General features: G+C 36.0%; 15 protein-coding genes and 1 tRNA gene. 4 read left to right on the top strand and 12 right to left on the bottom strand.

All coding sequences use genetic code 11. The annotated features are described in order from the left end of the window. Window positions 1–4: 4 nt before the first annotated feature. The 4 genes from GSB9_01025 to mnmA all read right to left on the bottom strand — a co-directional run bounded on the left by GSB9_01025 (window position 5) and on the right by mnmA (window position 4,609). Window positions 5–1,381, bottom strand: coding sequence for an MATE family efflux transporter (locus GSB9_01025; GenBank protein ID UKM64477.1), 1,377 nt, complete (start codon window positions 1,379–1,381; stop codon window positions 5–7). Between the two features lie 262 nt (window positions 1,382–1,643). Continuing rightward, window positions 1,644–2,591 (bottom strand): nitronate monooxygenase, encoded by a 948-nt coding sequence (locus GSB9_01027; protein UKM64479.1) that lies wholly within the window; start codon window positions 2,589–2,591, stop codon window positions 1,644–1,646. Then, window positions 2,591–3,397 (bottom strand): DUF1835 domain-containing protein, encoded by an 807-nt coding sequence (locus tag GSB9_01028; GenBank protein ID UKM64480.1) that lies wholly within the window; start codon window positions 3,395–3,397, stop codon window positions 2,591–2,593. Before GSB9_01028 ends, GSB9_01027 begins: the two co-directional genes overlap by 1 nt. 24 nt (window positions 3,398–3,421) lie before the next feature. Next, window positions 3,422–4,609 carry a tRNA 2-thiouridine(34) synthase MnmA gene (gene mnmA, locus GSB9_01029; protein UKM64481.1) on the bottom strand — a complete coding sequence of 396 codons (1,188 nt, stop codon included), beginning with the start codon at window positions 4,607–4,609 and terminating at the stop codon, window positions 3,422–3,424. A gap of 176 nt (window positions 4,610–4,785) precedes the next feature. Between mnmA and GSB9_01030 the strand changes: the two genes are divergently transcribed. Beyond that, window positions 4,786–5,763: a fasciclin domain-containing protein gene (locus GSB9_01030; GenBank protein ID UKM64482.2), complete on the top strand. Its 978-nt coding sequence runs from the start codon at window positions 4,786–4,788 to the stop codon at window positions 5,761–5,763. A gap of 92 nt (window positions 5,764–5,855) precedes the next feature. Here the strand turns inward: GSB9_01030 and GSB9_01031 are convergent, their stop codons facing one another. The 4 genes from GSB9_01031 to GSB9_01034 all read right to left on the bottom strand — a co-directional run bounded on the left by GSB9_01031 (window position 5,856) and on the right by GSB9_01034 (window position 10,535). Next, complete coding sequence (locus tag GSB9_01031) at window positions 5,856–6,527, bottom strand: toxin-antitoxin system YwqK family antitoxin (GenBank protein UKM64483.2); 672 nt, start codon at window positions 6,525–6,527, stop codon at window positions 5,856–5,858. A 109-nt stretch (window positions 6,528–6,636) separates the two neighbouring features. Beyond that, a complete protein-coding gene (gene yidC / locus GSB9_01032; GenBank protein ID UKM64484.1) occupies window positions 6,637–8,529 on the bottom strand; it encodes a membrane protein insertase YidC in 1,893 nt (630 codons plus the stop codon). A gap of 77 nt (window positions 8,530–8,606) precedes the next feature. Beyond that, window positions 8,607–10,247: a CTP synthase gene (locus GSB9_01033; GenBank protein UKM64485.1), complete on the bottom strand. Its 1,641-nt coding sequence runs from the start codon at window positions 10,245–10,247 to the stop codon at window positions 8,607–8,609. Between the two features lie 205 nt (window positions 10,248–10,452). After that, window positions 10,453–10,535 (bottom strand) — tRNA-Tyr (locus GSB9_01034). A gap of 114 nt (window positions 10,536–10,649) precedes the next feature. Here GSB9_01034 and GSB9_01035 point away from each other — a divergent pair. Then, a complete protein-coding gene (locus GSB9_01035) occupies window positions 10,650–11,429 on the top strand; it encodes a hypothetical protein (protein ID UKM64486.1) in 780 nt (259 codons plus the stop codon). 4 nt (window positions 11,430–11,433) lie between these two features. Continuing rightward, window positions 11,434–12,048: a deoxynucleoside kinase gene (locus GSB9_01036; protein UKM64487.1), complete on the top strand. Its 615-nt coding sequence runs from the start codon at window positions 11,434–11,436 to the stop codon at window positions 12,046–12,048. Here GSB9_01036 and GSB9_01037 read toward each other — a convergent pair. The 3 genes from GSB9_01037 to GSB9_01039 form a co-directional block, all read right to left on the bottom strand. Beyond that, window positions 12,045–13,046, bottom strand: coding sequence for a DUF2183 domain-containing protein (locus GSB9_01037; protein ID UKM64488.1), 1,002 nt, complete (start codon window positions 13,044–13,046; stop codon window positions 12,045–12,047). The two genes, GSB9_01036 and GSB9_01037, sit on opposite strands and share 4 nt — an antisense overlap. Before the next feature lie 6 nt (window positions 13,047–13,052). Then, the gene (locus tag GSB9_01038) at window positions 13,053–14,318 is read right to left on the bottom strand and encodes an MgtC/SapB family protein (GenBank protein UKM64489.1); all 1,266 of its coding nucleotides are present in this window, start codon (window positions 14,316–14,318) and stop codon (window positions 13,053–13,055) included. A 161-nt stretch (window positions 14,319–14,479) separates the two neighbouring features. Continuing rightward, window positions 14,480–15,424 carry a calcium/sodium antiporter gene (locus tag GSB9_01039; protein ID UKM64490.1) on the bottom strand — a complete coding sequence of 315 codons (945 nt, stop codon included), beginning with the start codon at window positions 15,422–15,424 and terminating at the stop codon, window positions 14,480–14,482. 600 nt (window positions 15,425–16,024) lie between these two features. On the opposite strand from GSB9_01039, the gene GSB9_01040 reads away from it, so the two are divergent. Beyond that, window positions 16,025–16,177 (top strand): SsrA-binding protein, encoded by a 153-nt coding sequence (locus GSB9_01040; protein ID UKM64491.1) that lies wholly within the window; start codon window positions 16,025–16,027, stop codon window positions 16,175–16,177. A gap of 41 nt (window positions 16,178–16,218) precedes the next feature. Here GSB9_01040 and GSB9_01041 read toward each other — a convergent pair whose 3' ends face one another. Then, the gene (locus GSB9_01041) at window positions 16,219–18,171 is read right to left on the bottom strand and encodes a sialate O-acetylesterase (protein UKM64492.1); all 1,953 of its coding nucleotides are present in this window, start codon (window positions 18,169–18,171) and stop codon (window positions 16,219–16,221) included. Window position 18,172 lies beyond the last annotated feature (1 nt).

An 18,172-nucleotide genomic window follows, 5' to 3' on the forward strand; every position in this document is an offset into this window, starting at 1 on the left:
GAAATTATTTGTTGGACAAAATTAGCTTTTTCATTAGAAAATTGAACCGAAGATACAATAAAATTGCAGCCACTGTTAAACCGGCCAAGAGTCCGAGCCAAATACCAAAACTTCCGTATGCGTTTGCCTTTCCTAAAAACCAAGACACTGGAAACCCAACTACCCAATAAGAAATAAAAACCAAAACCATAGGCACCTTTACATCTTGAAGTCCGCGTAAAGCCCCCAAAACCAACACCTGAATACTATCGCTTATTTGAAAAATAGCGGCCACCAATAATAGTTTAGAGGCGATTTGCATTACCTCTCGATTGTCCAATGCATTTTCCACATCGTTATAATCTAAATATAACTTAGGCAGTTGCGTATGAAAAATCAAAAATAGCAATGCAAAGGCAGTGGCCAATATAACACCGAGCAAGAAAATAGAATGCGCTATTCTAAGCAGTTCTAAATACTTTTTCAAACCCTTTTGATTACCAACCCTTACCATGGCTGCAACGCTAAGTCCGGTAGCGACCATAAACGTCATAGAGCTTAAATTTAGAGCAATTTGGTTGGCTGCTTGCGGATTTTTCCCCAACAAACCACTAAGCCAAATGGCAGCTGTAAAAATGGCAACCTCAAAAAACATTTGTAAAGCACTAGGCGCACCTAGATTAAGTACTGTTTTTAACATCAACTTATCCAAAACAAAAAAACGAATGTTTGTAACGTAACTTTTAGACTTTTCTTTTTTCGCCAGTAGAAACCAAATGTGGCCCACCATAAATAAACGTGAAGCCAATGTACCATAAGCTGCTCCAACAATACCCAACTCAGGCATACCCAACTTTCCGAAAATAAAAATGTAATTTAAAACCACATTTATGATATTTCCTAAAATAGTCGCGTACATGGGATACTTAGTCATGGACAGCCCGTCGCTAAACTGTTTAAAAGCTTGAAATACAATTAAGGGAATTAACGAAACGGCAACCAAATTTAAGTACGGAATGGCAAACTCAACCACTTCAACGGGTTGTTTCATTAAATACATAATAGGTTTTGCAAAAAAAACCAACAAAAACATGAGAACTCCCAAAACCGTACATAAAAATAAACCGTGTTTGAAAGCCGATTTTCCAACGGAAAAATTATCACCTGCATCTGCCTCTGCAACAAGTGGCGTAATAGCAGTTGAAAAACCAATGCCCAAAGACATTGCTATAAACATAAAGCTATTACCTAAAGATACTGCTGCCAATTGGGCTGTACCTAATTGGCCTACCATAATATTGTCTACAAAACTAACAAAGGTATGCCCCAGCATACCTAACATAACAGGGGCAGCCAAGCGCCAATTGTAACTAAATTCTTTGGTGTATTTTGCTAATTGCATTTGGCAAAAGTAAATTATAAGCTTTGCTTTTTAGTCATATTTCCAAAATCTTTTAAGTGGATCAAATTAACAAATGTTAATTTTAAAAAAAAGCACAGCTAAAACCAGTATTTTTAGTATTTTCACAATGTCTCCTGTAGAATTAATTAACAGACTAAGAGACATTTAAGTTTTAATTTAGGGATTTGAAATAAAAAGCTTAAGGTTTCGAAAGGACAGAGAAGAAAGAAAATTTCTTCTCTGTTTTTAGTGTAAAGGCCTATTACAATTGAAAATTTGCAATGTTCTTTTGTGCTTCTTTAAATTCTAGAATGATATCATCCACAATCTCCGATACGGGTTTTATATTATGAATTAACCCAGAAGCTTGCCCTATTTCTAGCTCACCCTCTTCTAAGTCGCCCTCAAACATTCCTTTTTTTGCCCGGGACCTGCCCAACAACTCCTTTAATTCTTCGATTGTCGGTGCAGTTTTGTAGAGCTCCTGAACATCTTGGTAAAATTTATTTTTCATCAACCTTACAGGAGCCAATTCCTTGAGCGTCAATTGGGTGTCACCCTCCTTAGCATCAACAATTGCTTGTTTAAAATTTATATGGGCTGAACTTTCTTCACTGGCTGCAAAGCGGCTTCCTATTTGTACGCCGTCGGCTCCTAAAACCATAGTTGCCAACATGGCCTTTCCGTTAGCAACACCACCAGCAGCTATGAGCGGAATCGTTATTTTTTCCTTTACTGTAGGTATTAATGTTAGTGTTGTTGTTTCATCCCTACCGTTATGGCCGCCCGCTTCAAACCCTTCTGCAACAATAGCATCAACACCAGCTTCTTGCGCCTTAAGTGCAAACTTTAAACTACTAACCACATGTACAACTATAATACCTCTTTCCTGCAACCATGATGTCCAAGTTTTTGGATTTCCAGCCGATGTAAACACAATTTTAACGCCTTCTTCAACAATAATATCCATTATTTTTTCGATGTCCGGATACAACATAGGCACATTTACACCAAATGGTTTTTGGGTCGCCTTTTTACATTTCTGAATATGCTCCCTCAGCACTTCGGGATACATAGACCCCGCCCCAATGAGCCCTAATATTCCTGAATTGCTGGCTGCTGAGGCCAAGCGCCATCCACTATTCCAAACCATTCCGGCTTGAATAATGGGGTATTTTATGTTAAATAGTTCTGTGGTTTTATTTGGCATCAACTTGCTTTTTTTATTGAATAGTCTCGCTTTTCTTTTAATTGACCTTCAAAGTGTAAACGCCCCAATTGTACCAATACCTTAAGCCTCCAATCCAAAAAACCATCGTTAATTACATAATCGATATCGACCAATGTACAAACAACAACTCGCACGGATTTTTGATAATTTTCAGTACAATGCTGCAACAAAATGTTATCAAAATGCGATGCTTCCAAAAACTGAATTTTACCATCATCATTAATTCCTCTCAAAACAGCTTTATTGGCAATTGCATGCTTCCAAAGTGCATTGGCTTTTTTAAAAGCTTGCTCATTAATTATTTTAAAACGTTTTAAAAGCAAAGGGACATCACTTGTTCTTACCAGTGCTAGAGAGGTTAAATCAAATAGATTGCCGATTGCCGATTTTAACTTAAAATCACAAAAATCAGCCATATAAATGTTAAACGAAGTTCCTTCTAAAGCATTTAATAATCTTGTGGTGTAGAGACCATCTAGAGCATTTCGAGCAGACCACACATAAATATCTGTAACGGAGTCATCTGCTTTTAGCTGTTCTATTTTGAGGCTATCTTCAACTACAAAACCTGTATAGTAATCTTTAAAATAACTTCCATTGGTTCTTTGCAACCATTTTTCACGTTGCGATTGTCCGGTACTTGAATTCAATTGAAAAATGGGTCCTATACGTAAGTCGTCATTCAATCTTATAATATGACCTTGAACAATTTTTGGGTGATTACATTTTTCAAAAGTCGATTTGAAAAAATCTCCAAAAACAAGATGAACGACTTTTTTGGACATGATAAAGGCTAAATTTTAGCCAATTTACGAAATTACTCCAGAACCTATAAGTTCATCTCCAATATACCACGCAGCAAATTGACCTTCGGTTATTGCTGATTGGAAATTTTCAAACTCAACATACAGTCCACCATCCACTTTATACAAAGTTGCTCGTTCTAACGGTTGCCTGTAGCGTATTCTGGCATTGACCTGCATGGTTTCTCCTGTATTTAAAGATAAATCGTTTCGCACCCAATGGAGTTCTTCATCACTAATAAACAGCGCTTTTTTTAACAAACCAGGATGTTCCTTGCCTTGCCCGGTGTATATAACATTTTCCTCAACATCGGTATCTATTACAAATAAGGGTTCTACCGTTCCCCCAACTGCCAAACCTTTACGTTGCCCTTTGGTGAAGTAGTGGGCACCTTGGTGCTTGCCAACTATTTTTCCATCGTCAATTTTATATTGAAGTTTACGTGAAAGGTATTTCAGTTTATCTTCTTCCGAATCAAAATGAGGGGTACTCTTAGAAAAAATCTCCTGGTCCTCAGAAATTTCAACTATTACGCCTTCTTTCGGTTTTAGCTGTTGCTGAAGGAAGTCTGGCAATTTTACTTTTCCAATAAAACATAGTCCTTGTGAGTCTTTTTTCCCTGCAGTGACCAAGTCGAGATTTGATGCTATTTTACGGACTTCGGGTTTAGTGAGCTCGCCTATTGGAAACAAAGATTTTGAAAGCTGCTCTTGGGATAATTGGCACAGAAAGTAGGATTGATCTTTATTAGAATCAACACCCGACAGTAATTGATACACTTCTTTTCCGTCCTTTTCAATAGTCCCCTTTCTGCAATAATGCCCTGTAGCCACGTAATCGGCCCCCAACTCTAAAGCGATATTCATGAAAACATCGAACTTAATTTCACGGTTGCAAAGCACATCGGGGTTTGGCGTTCTGCCTTTTTCATATTCATGAAACATATAATCGACAATGCGCTCCTTGTATTGCTCGCTTAAATCAACTGTTTGAAAAGGTATACCTAATTTTTCGGCTACCAACATGGCATCATTACTATCGTCTAACCAAGGGCATTCATTCGATATAGTCACCGAATCATCATGCCAGTTTTTCATAAAAAGCCCAATAACCTCATACCCTTGCTCCTTTAACAAGTAGGCAGCAACACTTGAATCAACACCACCAGAAAGACCAATTATTACACGTTTCATGTTTAAAATTTTGATGTGCAAAGATACATATTAATAACATATTACAGAGACCCTTAAAAGTTTTCGCTTGAATATAAAAAACATATTTGTTTAACTTTAAGAAAATTTTATCAAACAAAATAATAATTATGTTTAATTTTTTTGTATTTTTGTTAAACAAATTAAAAACATCTACTATGAACACATTAAAATCACTTAAAAAATTAACAGTACTAGCGCTTGTAGCATTACTTTTTGTTTCCTGCGATAGTGATGATGACAATGCACCCCAAGGACCAACCTTAAATATTGTGCAAACAGCACAAGCCTCTCCTAACTTAAGCATTCTTGTAGAGGCCGTTGTACAGGCTGGTTTGGTTGACGCCTTATCTGCTTCTGGTGACAAAACAGTATTAGCTCCAACAAATGAGGCATTTACCGACTTTTTGGCCGATAAGGGGTTTAGCTCGTTGTCAGAGGTTCCAAATGATGTTTTAACGCAGATTTTGTTAAACCATGTCATTGAAGGAAACATAGAATCAACTGCCCTTACTGGAAATACCGGATACACCAACACAATGGCCGATGGTCCTAATGGAACTAAATTGAGTCTATATTTTGATGGAACATCCGGAGTAATGTTCAACGGCTTGTCTTCAGTTGAAACACCAGATATAGAAGCCACTAACGGCATAGTACACGTCGTTAATCAAGTAATCGATTTACCTACTATCGCTACTTTTGCAACTTCAAATTCTGCTCTATCTACGCTGGTAGGAGCCTTAGCTTATGCAGACACAGGTTCGCCGACAGTGCCCTATATCGATACCGTATCTAATCCTAGCGCTGGTCCATTTACTGTATTCGCTCCAACTAATGATGCTTTTGTATCGGTATTGCCTGAATTAGGTGTAAACGCCTTAACAGAAGTTGAAACTTCTGCTGTCGACACCGTACTTCTATACCATATCGTTGATGCCAATGTTCAATCATCCCAATTAACAAGTGGCACAGTTGTTACACTAGGCGGCAACATCACTGCCGATGCTAATGCCTTTACATTAACAGATGCCAATGGCAGAATAAGTAATATAGTAACCTCATTAGTCGATATTCAAGCCGTTAATGGCGTAGTTCATGTAATCGACAAAGTTATTTTGTTTCCTATTGAATAAAAACACGTTTAGTTTGTTGATGTAGACAATATTATTCTCTCAAAGATTGTCTATGAAAAAGAGGACTCCTTAATTTTTATTAAGGAGTTTTTTTAATAATTATCTTCTTTTACTAATTTCCCATTTTCATAAAACCTCCAAACACCAGACTTTTTATCTTTTTTATAGTTGCCTTCGGTAATGAGTTCACCGTTAGCGTTAAAAAACTTAGCTTCACCATGCAACTCACCGTTAGCGTAGACATAAGACTTGAGCATAACGTTATCCTCTGAAAACCACGTTGACGCACCATGGCGTTTACCATTACGATAATTTTGCTTTTCTGCAACTTGCCCGTTGGGATAATAAACAAAACGCTCTCCATCTAATTCGCCCTGGCTATTATAATACTCTAAAATTAAGAGTTTATCGTTGTTCTTTTGATAATATTTCCAAGTGCCGATATAAGTTTTACCTTCCATTTGCCCTTCACTGACCAGTTTTCCGGCTGATGTAAAAAACTTCACATCAGCCACATTGTGGTCTGGGTTAAACTGTTTGGTAGCCGATAGCACTGCTTTACTTTTATAATTTTTATAAAACTTGAAAAGTCCTACTTCCTTTCCGTGCAAAAACTGGCCTTCGTATCGCAATACATCGGTATTATCGTAATTTTTCTTCCATTTACCATGACGCTTGCCATTTTTATCAAATTGATTATAGCTTTGGGCAAACAACATACAATTGCAAATTAAAATGCAAAAGAACACATATACAGTTTTCATATTTAATCTCCTGTTTTCTACTATTAACGCTAATTTTAAAATTTTCTTATTAAAAAAAAGCTGCCAAAATAATAATCTTGGCAGCCTTTATATTCATTATAATCGTTGTTTATTTTCGTTTATTCTGCATTTGTTTCTGCTTTTCGGCCTGCTCCATCATTTCGGCCATTTTTTTCTGAAAACGACTCTGTTTTCTAGGTTTTTTCTTCTTTTCTTGAATTTGAGCATGTATTTTATCTTCATCAAGAATAAAATTCTTAATAACCAAAATAATACCAATACTAATCAAGTTAGAAATAAAATAGTACAAACTTAAACCTGATGCATAGTTATTAAAGAAAAACAGCATCATTATAGGTGAAAAGTACATCATATACTTCATCATTTTGGCCATATCGGGCATGCCTTCCTGTTGTGGTTGCGTTTGCATGTTTTGACCCGTTGTTAAACGCATATAGAAGAAAATAGCTATAGATGCCAATATAGGGAACAAGCTTACGTGGTTACCATAAAATGGAATATTGAAAGGTAAATTGGCTATAACATCATACGATGATAAATCGTCTGCCCAAAGGAAACTCTTTTGCCTTAAATCGAACGCCGAAGGAAAAAATTGAAACAAGGCATAAAACACTGGCAACTGAATTAGAGCAGGCAAACATCCAGCCATTGGGCTAGCCCCTGCTTTAGTCTGTAAAGCCATGGTTTCTTGCTGCGCTTTCATTTTATTGTTTTTGTACTTCTCGCGAATCTCGTCTAGTTCTGGCTTTAAAATTTTCATTTTTGCCTGAGACAAAAACTGCTTGTATTGCACAAAAGACAAACATATTTTCACTAAAATAGTCATAACCACAATGGCTATACCATAAGGCATATAACTACCTAAGAAGGCAAATAGCGGCATAAAGATGTAACGATTTATCCAACCGAAAATACCCCATCCAAAAGGTACAATTTCATCTAAATTCCTATCATAAGCATTTAAAACTTTAAAATCACTTGGCCCATAGTACCAATCCATACTTTGGCTAAGTTCACCTCCTTGAAGCTCTAAAGGCATTTTTGAAGTAAACAACTTTGTATATACGGTATCTAAAGCTTCATCTTCAACCAAATTCTTAGCCGTTAAATTAACTTTGTTAAACGGTGTATCTGTTAATAACACAGAGGTAAAAAAGTGTTGTTTATAGCCAATCCAGGACACATCTTCAATCTCTTCCTCAGCATCTCTGGCACCGGTGTAATCATCTTTGCCGTTTTCGTAATCGTAGTGGATATCGGTATATCTATTTTCGTATGAAATACTTTTGGCATGGCGATACCCTTTTAATTTCCAATCTAAGTTAATGTCTTGCGAACTATTAATAACATCGCTCAAGCCTTGAGAGCGCACTGTGAAGCCCATCATGTAATCGCCGTCCTTTAATTCGTAACGGTATTCTAAAAACTTGGTTTCGGAAACTTTTAGTTTCATAGAAACCACCGTTACATTGCCATTTTTACTCACCGATGGCACAAAAGGTAAGTCTTTGGTATTTAAAATTCGGCTGTCTGTTGTCCCAAAATTAATATTGAAATCTGCATTATTATCTTTTACAAGATAAATGGGCTCTTCATTAAAATCAACAAACTGCTTTAGTTTAACTTCAGAGAGGTAACCTCCTATATGACTGAACTTTAAAGCTAGTAAATCGCTTTCTACCACAGTTTCGCCTTCTGAAGATTGCATCGCCGAATAAGCAAATGCGCCTAATTTATTATTTAACTTAACTTTTTGAAGCGAGTCCAATCCTGAGCCTACAACAAAATCATCTGAAGTTGTAACTAAAGTTTCTTCCTGTTTCTTGGCTTTTTGTTCTGCCTCAACTTGTTCTTGCTTAGCTTTTTCTTGAGCCTCCAACTCTTCCGGAGTAGGTTGGTTTTGCCAAAGCATGTAGGCTAAAATTCCGAAAATTAGGATAAAACCAATTATCGAATTAATGTCTAACTTTTTTTCTTCCATATTTTAATTTCAGACCTGGTAAGTTTCAAAACTTACCAGGTCTTTTTCTGTTTAAGTTAAATCAAAAAACTAACCAATTATTTGTTTTGTGCCATAGTGGCACTCTTTTTTTTCTTATGACTAAGCGCCGCTTTAACAAATGCTACAAACAAAGGATGCGGGTTGGCGACGGTACTTTTATATTCAGGGTGATATTGTACCCCAACAAACCATGGGTGCTCCTGCAACTCTACAATTTCAACCAGCCCTGTATCTGGGTTTAGGCCTGTGGCTTTCATTCCAGCATTTTCAAACTGCTCTTTGTAATCACCATTAAATTCATAACGGTGCCTGTGTCGTTCTGCGATACTTTCTGCTTTGTAAATGTCGCGTACTTTACTACCTATTTTTAAATCGCACGCCCAAGCACCTAAACGCATAGTACCACCTTTATCTTTCACCGTTTTTTGGTCTTCCATCAGGGCTATCACCGGGTTTTTGGTTTCAGAATTGATTTCTACCGAATCGGCATCTTTGATACCAAGTACATTTCTGGCAAATTCTATTACCGCCATTTGCATGCCTAAACAAATGCCCAAAAAAGGCACATTGTTTTCACGCACATACCTAACGGCATCTATTTTCCCTTCAATACCCCGCTCTCCAAAACCGGGAGCTACCAAAACACCATCTAAATGCCCTAGTTTCAACTCGGCATTCTCGTTATTTATATATTCTGAATGAACAGATTCGATATTGACTTTTACTTCATTTTCTGCTCCCGCATGAATGAACGCTTCCAATATGGATTTATAAGAATCTTGTAATTCTACATATTTACCGATAAGACCTATTGTAATTTCTGCTTTTGGATTTTTAAGACGCTTTAAAAACTGGTTCCATTGGTCAATATCTGGCTTAGAACATTTTAGATTCAGCTTTCTAAGTACAACATTATCCAGACCTTCTTCTAGCATTAAATTAGGCACATCGTAAATGGTTGCTGCATCAATCGACTGTATAACGGCATCTTCTTTTACGTTACAGAACAAGGCTAATTTTCGTCGCAAATCTGACGGCAAATCATGCTCTGTTCTACAAACCAAAACATCGGCCTGCACACCACTTTCCATCAAAGTTTTAACACTATGCTGAGTAGGCTTTGTTTTTAACTCGCCTGCTGCCGAAAGATAAGGTACCAATGTTAAATGGATAACGATTCCGTTATTATCACCTAAATCCCAACGTAATTGACGAACCGCCTCTACGTATGGTAACGACTCAATATCACCAACGGTCCCCCCTATTTCAGTAATAACAATATCGTACTTACCGGATTTTCCTAGAATTTGAATACGTTCTTTAATCTCGTCTGTGATATGCGGAACAACCTGAACCGTTTTCCCCAAAAACTCACCACGACGCTCCTTTTGGATAACACTTTGGTAAATACGCCCGGTTGTTACGTTATTGGCCTGACTGGTAGGCCTGTTTAAAAAACGCTCATAGTGCCCTAAATCTAAATCGGTTTCAGCACCGTCTTCCGTTACGTAACATTCGCCATGTTCGTAAGGGTTTAACGTTCCTGGATCTACGTTAATATAAGGATCTAATTTTTGAATGGTAACCCGATAACCTTGGGCTTGTAAGAGTTTAGCAAGCGATGCTGCTATTATTCCTTTTCCTAATGATGATGTAACCCCACCGGTTACGAATATGTATTTTGTAGTACTTGCCATGTTGCGCTTATAAACGCAGGCAAATTTACAAAATTAAAATAGTTAATGCGGAATTGTTTTTTAGATATTTAAAGACGAGTTGTTAACAACGTTTCAAATACTTTTTGCCTACTTTTCAAACAAAACCTCAAACCTTATATTTCACTAACTACCAACAAATTAAATCATAAAAAAAAAGCAAACTAAATAATTTAGCTTGCTTTTGTGGGGAGAGCAGGATTCGAACCTGCGAAGTTAAAAAACAACAGATTTACAGTCTGTCCTCGTTGGCCGCTTGAGTATCTCCCCAAAACCGAGGGCAAATATATTATTGTTTATTTACTCTGCAAACAAAAAAGATACTATTTTTATAAAATCTGTATAATCTCTATTGTGGTTTGATTTTTGTATTTTCAATTTTAAATGAAACAACTTATTTATCTCACATTATTTTTAGTTACCGCTGCTTTTTCGCAAGAAAAAGTTGAAGCAACCCTTACAAACTCTAACGAACTTAAAGCAGATACTTTGGTTTCTGTTGATGATTTTGCAACCACCTATTACACCTCTAATAATGTATTTTATAAAAAGTACGGGGCAAAAATTATTACTTATAACAATCTACAATTGGGCGACATCTTTTCGGCCAATGTTTTTAACCCACTTAAAATAAACCTGTTTTATAAAGATTTTAATACCATTATTATACTAGACAATAGGCTGGCCGAAATATTTAAAATAGATTTTAACACGGTCTCTCCCTACAAAAACGTTTCCCAAGTATCTACAGGTTTCGATAATACCATCTGGATTTTTAATCAAGACCAACAAAAACTTGAACTTTTCGATTACAAAACGCAAACCACCCGTGCACAAACCGCCCCAGTGGAAAGTATGGTTTTAGACTTAAAAAGCAATTACAATTATTGTTGGCTGCTCACAAAAAACCACCTTTTCGTTTTCAACTACTTTGGCGCCTTGGTAAGCAAAACTGAAAACTCTGGCTATACTTCAATTGAAATATTTAAAGAAGGCTGCTTATTGAAAAAAAACAACACACTCTATTATTTGAAACACAACCTAAAAACTCCAACAGAAATAAAAATACCGAATTTAATGATACATGGGTTTTCAGTAACCAACGAAACCTTGTATATTTACGACAACAAAAACCTTCATAAATTGCAATTAAAAATCGATTAAAACCATGCATATTGCTGTTGCCGGAAATATAGGCGCCGGAAAAACCACCCTAACCAAATTGCTTGCAAAACATTACAATTGGGAAGCCCAACTTGAGGATGTTGTGGACAACCCTTATTTGGATGACTTTTACAACCAAATGGCTCGCTGGAGCTTTAATTTGCAGGTTTACTTTTTAAATAGCAGGTTTAGGCAAGTTTTGCAAATAAGACAAAGCGGAAAAGACATTATACAAGACCGTACCATTTATGAAGACGCCCATATTTTTGCGCCCAACTTACATGCTATGGGACTTATGACCAATAGAGATTTTGAAAACTATAAATCGCTTTTTGATTTAATGCAATCTTTGGTTCAAGGGCCCGATGTTTTAATTTATTTAAGAAGTTCTATTCCTAATTTGGTATCCCAGATCCACAAGCGTGGGCGTGATTACGAAAACTCAATTAGTATTGATTATTTAAGCCGTTTGAACGAACGGTACGAGGCTTGGATACATGGATATGATAAAGGCAAACTCCTAATCATTGATGTAGACAACCTAAACTTTGTTGACAATCCCGAAGACTTAGGAAGCGTAATCAACACCATTGATGCCGAAATCAATGGTTTATTTTAAGGTACTATAAAACCATGTTTTCGAGCATGACTTATGGCCTGATTGGTTGTTTCTACTAAAAGCATTGGGAATTTGTTGTAACCTTCATACAGTTGCTTTACACGATTCATTTTTTTATCGTCGTTAACCGCCCTTAAATAAATAGCCAAAATATTTTTAGGGTAAGTTTCTGCAATTTCCAAATAAATATAAGGATCGTACTCTCCTATATCGCCAATTAATATGAACTTAAAATGCGGATAGGTTTTTAAAATATTACTGATTTCCTTTTGTTTTTGAGGCTTTTCTGCTTTTGATTTTTTTGAAAATGGATTTGGAAAACTCCTCAGTATAATTGGGCCTTTTGGAAAATTGTTCTTTTTTAAAAAAAACTCCAAATACCTATAAAGGTTCCAAGGGCTGTGGCTTACATAAAACACCGGATTGGCTTCTTTGCCTGTTTTTCCGCGATGGAGCAGGTTATAAAACTCTGGTGTTCCCTCTAATGCCAAGCGTCTTCCCGCCGAAGTTAAAAATGTATTAATGATAACCCGCCATTTTAAAATTGAAACCAATCCCGTATGCAAAATAGTATCATCTATATCGCTAATAATTCCAAATGAAGCTTTGGCTGACGGAATCAACATTTTACCTGGAAACCGGTTACCGGACTGAATGGTTCGACTAAGTTTTTCTTTTTTGTACGAAAAATCCAAATTCACCCAGCCTTCGTCATTTATATGACGGCTTAAATCTTCTACTTTTTCATCTAACAAAAAATACCCCCTTCGGTCTGTTTTGGTGTAAAAAAAGGTGTCGCCGCCTACTTTAACAATAAGTTCGGTGTTTTTTATTTCATCGGTCTCAAAACGTTTCCAAACATTTATTAACAGTTTAAAAGCACCTTTTTCCTCTAAATCTATAGATTCATCCTCAAGGGCCCTTCCTCTCAAATAAAGTCGGTTTAAGGTGCCGTAGGTTTGGAAAGCAATGATTTGAAGTGGATCTTTTTTAAACATAATTATTCACAAGTACCAGGAGTTAGGCCAAAACCATAGTATAAACAATCCCGCAACCAAAGCTATACCAAAAGAAACGGCTATCCATTTACTAAGTTCTTTATTACCTATTACCATTGCCATCCCCGCTTTGAACACTAAATTTGAAAGTGACGCCAAAAGAATCAACTTCCAACCAACGGCTACTTGCAAACTCCCTTCTCGCATTAGCTCAGACAAAGATAAGGTAATAGCATCGACATCTGTTAAACCACTAATAATTGAAACAATATAAAGCGCACTGTTTCCAAACTCTTCTTTAGCAAAGGCAACGGCTAAAAGTATGAAACCATATAAAAAACCAAAAATAATTGCACTTTTTAATTGTGCCGGGTTTTTGGGTTCCGGCATTTGGGTTAACGTTTTGTCTTTGTTAATCAAATAAAACATACCCACACAAACCAAGGTTAAAACCATGATCTCTATAATTATTGGAATCGCAATAACACTTAGTTTATCAGGCACCACCACACCCACCTCAACCAAAACCCTAACCAAAGAAACAGCGCTTGCCGTAGTAATTACAAAAGCCGCTAGTTTACTGGAAGATTTAGTTTCTGAAGCTTTTTTAGCATAACTCACAGTTGTTGCCGTGCTACTTATTAAACCACCCAGAATACCATTAGAAATTATACCAGTTTTTTTACCAACAAACTTGTATATAAAATAGCCTATTACACTAATACCAACTATTAATGTGACCATAAGCCAAATATTTCTAGGGTTGAGTACGTTAAATGGGCCAAATGTTTTATCGGGCAGAATAGGAAGAATAACAAAGCTAATACCCACCAAAGTAAAAATAGCGACTAAATCTTTATGACTAAGGTTTTCTATAAAGCCATGCATGCGCTCTTTAGCGTACAGTAAAATTGCAAGAACAGCACCTAACATAATACCTATTAGGTGACTACCCAACACAAGGTAAGCACCAATAGCAAACATTAGTAGTGCTGCGACTTCTGTTGTTTGTCCAACATCGGCTTCTTCATATTTTTTAAGCTTAATAATATTGGCTGAAATCAACATAGCCGTAATTGACAACCCCAAGATTGGCAAAATAAAAGGGTTATTGTATTCTACAGTTAAAAAGCCAGCAATAACACCTAAAACAGAAATTAAAGTAAATGTTCTAACTCCTGCTATTTTATCGTTTGTTTTTTGACGCTGTAATCCTACCAAAAGCCCAAGTCCAAAAGCTATTCCTAATGTTGTAAGATCATTGTAATCCATAGTAAGTTAAAGATAACAAAAAGTAAAACACAAGAGATAATGATTTTCCATTGTGTAAGACCAATTTCCTATAATAAGTGTTAAAACCTAAGAACAAGTTATGCTGAAAAACTCTAAGAATACGTAAAAAAATAGGTGTATTACCCAACAATTTGATAGCACTACTTTAAAGTAAACACTACAAACATAAACACGCCATAGCCGAGCACTAAAAAGAAACCTTTCAGCCTACTTATCTGAAAACGCTGTGGCAAAAAGACCAATGGAATTAGGATTGCAGCAAAACCGAGCATCCAAAACAAATCGTTGGTTAATATTTGTGGCTCGGTAACTGGTATAGGTTTAACTAGAGATGTTAATCCCAAAACAGAAGCTATGTTAAAAATATTTGAACCTATTAAATTACCCAACGAAATAGCCTTTTCTTGTTTGGCTGCAGCAATTACAGAAGCTGCCAATTCTGGAACACTTGTACCAACAGCTATTAATGACACCCCGATTACGGCTTCACTCACACTAAGTGATAACGCTATAGCTTTAGACCCTTCGACCAACCATTCACTTCCAAAATAGAGCGCAAAAGCACCTATTAAAAGCCATAGAATGATCTTAAAGTTTGAGACAATAGCCAATGCTTCATCTACCTCTTCTGCTACAGTATCCTTTTTTGCACTTTTAATAAGAAAAAATAAAAACCCAAATAACCCCACAAACAAAATAGCACCTTCATAAGCAGAAAGCACGTTATCATTCCACAGAAAATAATAAAGCAGCAATGAAAAAACCATCATCACAGGCCAATTTAGTTTATAAAACGATTTATCGACAGATATAGCACCCACCATGGCTGTTACACCAAGCACCAAACCTATGTTGGCAATATTTGATCCTACAACATTATTGATTGCGATTGCTGGCGACCCCAATAACGCCGCCTGTAAGCTTACTAATAACTCGGGTGCCGAGGTAGCAAAAGACACCACCGTCATACCAATAACCATTCTAGAGATATTAAACTTGAATGATAATGCTACCGATGAACGTACTAAAAACTCTCCTCCAATAACCAATAAAACAAATCCAAGAATAACCAGAAGCACACTCATAAAGAAATTTTTTGCGAATATAACTGAAAGAAAAAATTTAAATATGATTTATTATCTGAATTTTTCGAGTCGACAACAAAACTTTTTAAAAATTTTCTTCATAAAAATGATGAAATCCTAAAAAACATACTTTTTTAAAATGAAAAAGTGCTTGATATAAAAAATCATCTCCAAAAACCTCCTTTATTTATTTCATTTAATCATAAAGTTAAATTATTTTGGTTACATATTAAATGTAAAATGAATATTAAAACTATAAATTTAAAATCAATATCATAAAAAGACTTTCACTTTAGTATTCTAAATCATAGGTTTTCAATAAAACTCTTGGCACTTATATATCCAAATATATATCTTCAAAATATACAGGTAAAAACAACCTCATTCACTAACTCTTTAAAACCTTAAATTATGATTACGCTTGCAAAAATTTTTATTGGAATAATCCTTTTAATCATTTCTATGTTTTAACATATACTAAGTAAAACTTAGTCTAGAATAAGTTTTACTATTTTTGCAATAGCGAGCATTCTCCTCGTAAGGTTTTTTATTTGGCAACACCTCTCTTTTTTTGAATACAATAACGTTTTTAAAAAGAATATGAAAAAGCAGTTTTTTAAATTTTTAGCAATGCTCAACAAGGCTATTTTACCTAGTTATTCTAAAAAAGGACTAGATTTATCAAAAGCTAGCAAATTGCAATTGATTATTATTGGTTGGCGGTGGTATGTGACAAAAAATGCCTTAGGTTAACTGTATTTGAATAGGAAATCATTATAACGGATTCTATTTTCTTATTTAGAAATTTTATATTTTTCGTTATTAGTAATACCTTTCCAATCGTCAGTTCTAAAAGGTGGTGCTGGAAATCCTTCTACATTGTATAAATTACAATCTCCTGCATCGTCGGCCCAGCCATAACGAACAGCTTTTGGCATATCAACTCCATTAGAATAAACAACTACTTTGTCTCCTATAATTGCAGCCTTAGCATAACGAAACACTTTGTCTTCACCTGCAACTTCGAAACCTTTTAAATAGCCATATTTATCGGTCGTTGTCAACCCACTTCCAATATGGTTGAAAGATAAAATTATTTTATTCCCATTTATTTCCATGGACTGGTAAACTGGTCCGCTAAAAACATTTCCTTTGCCATACACTTTATTCAGTGCAATAGCCGCTAGGCGTTTACCTACATCTTGCTTGTTTGTTGGGTGAATATCCTTCGGATTGCCAATGTCGGTGGTTACAGCCATTTCCGTATTGTTGATCTCTTGTAAGGTGAAATTTTGAGCTTCCCGCAATTCCGCCCATTTACTCCCCTTATTACTGTTTCCTCCAAATTCATCGTAAGTAGATAATTGCACGAAATAAAACGGAAAATTGCCTTGCTCCCATTGATTTCGCCAGTCATTTATCATCAACGGAAATGCCTTTTTATATTGCTCTGCCCTATTGACATTTGCCTCTCCTTGATACCAGATTACCCCCCGAAACGCATAAGGAATCAACGGGTTTAGCATTGCATTGTAAAGCAAAGACGGGTAACTATTTGGTGAAAGTGATGTTTTAAAATCCACAACTTGAAACTTCCAAGTTCCAGCCAAAGGAACCTCCGTGTTTCCTGTTGAAAGCTTCATATCTTCGGCATCTCCCCAAATACCTCCACCACCAGCATAATCGAATATTTTAATGGCAATAGTATTCACGCCTTCCTTTAAAATGTTTTTGTTTATATGATATTTTCGCTTTTGGTCATAGTGCTTTGTAGTTCCAACTTTTATACAATTAACATAAGTGGTGTCTTGATCATCAATTTTTGCCAATTCTAAAATCGCACTTTTATCGGCATTTTCTTTTGAAAGCGTAAACGATTTACGCATCCATACCGTACCATCTAACTCGCCTAACTCTTGGTTTTCCCATAATTCTGGAGCGTTCATTTCTGGCCATTTTGAATCATCAAAATCAAAATCTTTGAAACGACTTTTATTTGAACTATCCATTTTAAAACCTTGTATGCGCCCAATGCGACTAGCCATTTGATTCATTTGGTACTTTTGAAGTGAATCGATATCAATGTTAGGCATTTTAGCTATCATGCCTTTGAACTCATCACTGCTATCAAAAGCAGATTTACTCGTCCAAGTTTCCACACAAGTACCACCCCATGATGTATTTATAATGCCTACAGGTATTTTAAGTTTGTTGTACAATTGTTTTGCAAAAAAGTAACCCACTGCCGTAAATTCGCCCACGTTATTTCTACTACAAGCTTTCCAATCACCACCTTTTAATCTTTCTTTTGGTTTCCCTGCCATATCTTTTTCGACCAAAAAATGGCGGATTTCGGGATAATCACTATCCTGTAATTCGTCATCAAAATAATCCGCTTTACTTACGGGCCATTCCATATTGGATTGACCACTGCAAATCCAAACTTCACCAACTAAAACATCCTTTATAACAATTCTATTTTGGCCTTTAATAGTCATTTCAAATGGGCCTCCAGCATCTTTAGTTTTTAAAACCACTTTCCATTTTCCGGTGTTGTCTGCTTTAGCTTTTAGGTTTTCCCCCATAAAAGACACTGTAACCATCTCATTAGGCTTAGCCCAACCCCAAACAGGAATTGGCTTATTTCGTTGCAGCACCATACCATCTGAAAATAGTTTTGGCATTTCTACCTGTGCATTTAAAGCTAGGCTCAACCATAAAAACAGAAGTATTAAAATAGTTCTCATA

The organism is Flavobacteriaceae bacterium GSB9 (assembly GCA_022749295.1).
In the GTDB taxonomy this organism is placed as follows: Bacteria; Bacteroidota; Bacteroidia; order Flavobacteriales; family Flavobacteriaceae; genus Flavisericum.

What these genes read in the sequence shown, in the direction of transcription:
- GSB9_01025 (UKM64477.1), bottom strand. Translation starts at nt 1,381, where the DNA reads ATGCAATTAGCAAAATACACCAAAGAATTTAGTTACAATTGGCGCTTG.
- GSB9_01027 (UKM64479.1), bottom strand. Translation starts at nt 2,591, where the DNA reads ATGCCAAATAAAACCACAGAACTATTTAACATAAAATACCCCATTATT.
- GSB9_01028 (UKM64480.1), bottom strand. Translation starts at nt 3,397, where the DNA reads ATGTCCAAAAAAGTCGTTCATCTTGTTTTTGGAGATTTTTTCAAATCG.
- mnmA (UKM64481.1), bottom strand. Translation starts at nt 4,609, where the DNA reads ATGAAACGTGTAATAATTGGTCTTTCTGGTGGTGTTGATTCAAGTGTT.
- GSB9_01030 (UKM64482.2), top strand. Translation starts at nt 4,786, where the DNA reads ATGAACACATTAAAATCACTTAAAAAATTAACAGTACTAGCGCTTGTA.
- GSB9_01031 (UKM64483.2), bottom strand. Translation starts at nt 6,527, where the DNA reads ATGAAAACTGTATATGTGTTCTTTTGCATTTTAATTTGCAATTGTATG.
- yidC (UKM64484.1), bottom strand. Translation starts at nt 8,529, where the DNA reads ATGGAAGAAAAAAAGTTAGACATTAATTCGATAATTGGTTTTATCCTA.
- GSB9_01033 (UKM64485.1), bottom strand. Translation starts at nt 10,247, where the DNA reads ATGGCAAGTACTACAAAATACATATTCGTAACCGGTGGGGTTACATCA.
- GSB9_01035 (UKM64486.1), top strand. Translation starts at nt 10,650, where the DNA reads ATGAAACAACTTATTTATCTCACATTATTTTTAGTTACCGCTGCTTTT.
- GSB9_01036 (UKM64487.1), top strand. Translation starts at nt 11,434, where the DNA reads ATGCATATTGCTGTTGCCGGAAATATAGGCGCCGGAAAAACCACCCTA.
- GSB9_01037 (UKM64488.1), bottom strand. Translation starts at nt 13,046, where the DNA reads ATGTTTAAAAAAGATCCACTTCAAATCATTGCTTTCCAAACCTACGGC.
- GSB9_01038 (UKM64489.1), bottom strand. Translation starts at nt 14,318, where the DNA reads ATGGATTACAATGATCTTACAACATTAGGAATAGCTTTTGGACTTGGG.
- GSB9_01039 (UKM64490.1), bottom strand. Translation starts at nt 15,424, where the DNA reads ATGAGTGTGCTTCTGGTTATTCTTGGATTTGTTTTATTGGTTATTGGA.
- GSB9_01040 (UKM64491.1), top strand. Translation starts at nt 16,025, where the DNA reads ATGAAAAAGCAGTTTTTTAAATTTTTAGCAATGCTCAACAAGGCTATT.
- GSB9_01041 (UKM64492.1), bottom strand. Translation starts at nt 18,171, where the DNA reads ATGAGAACTATTTTAATACTTCTGTTTTTATGGTTGAGCCTAGCTTTA.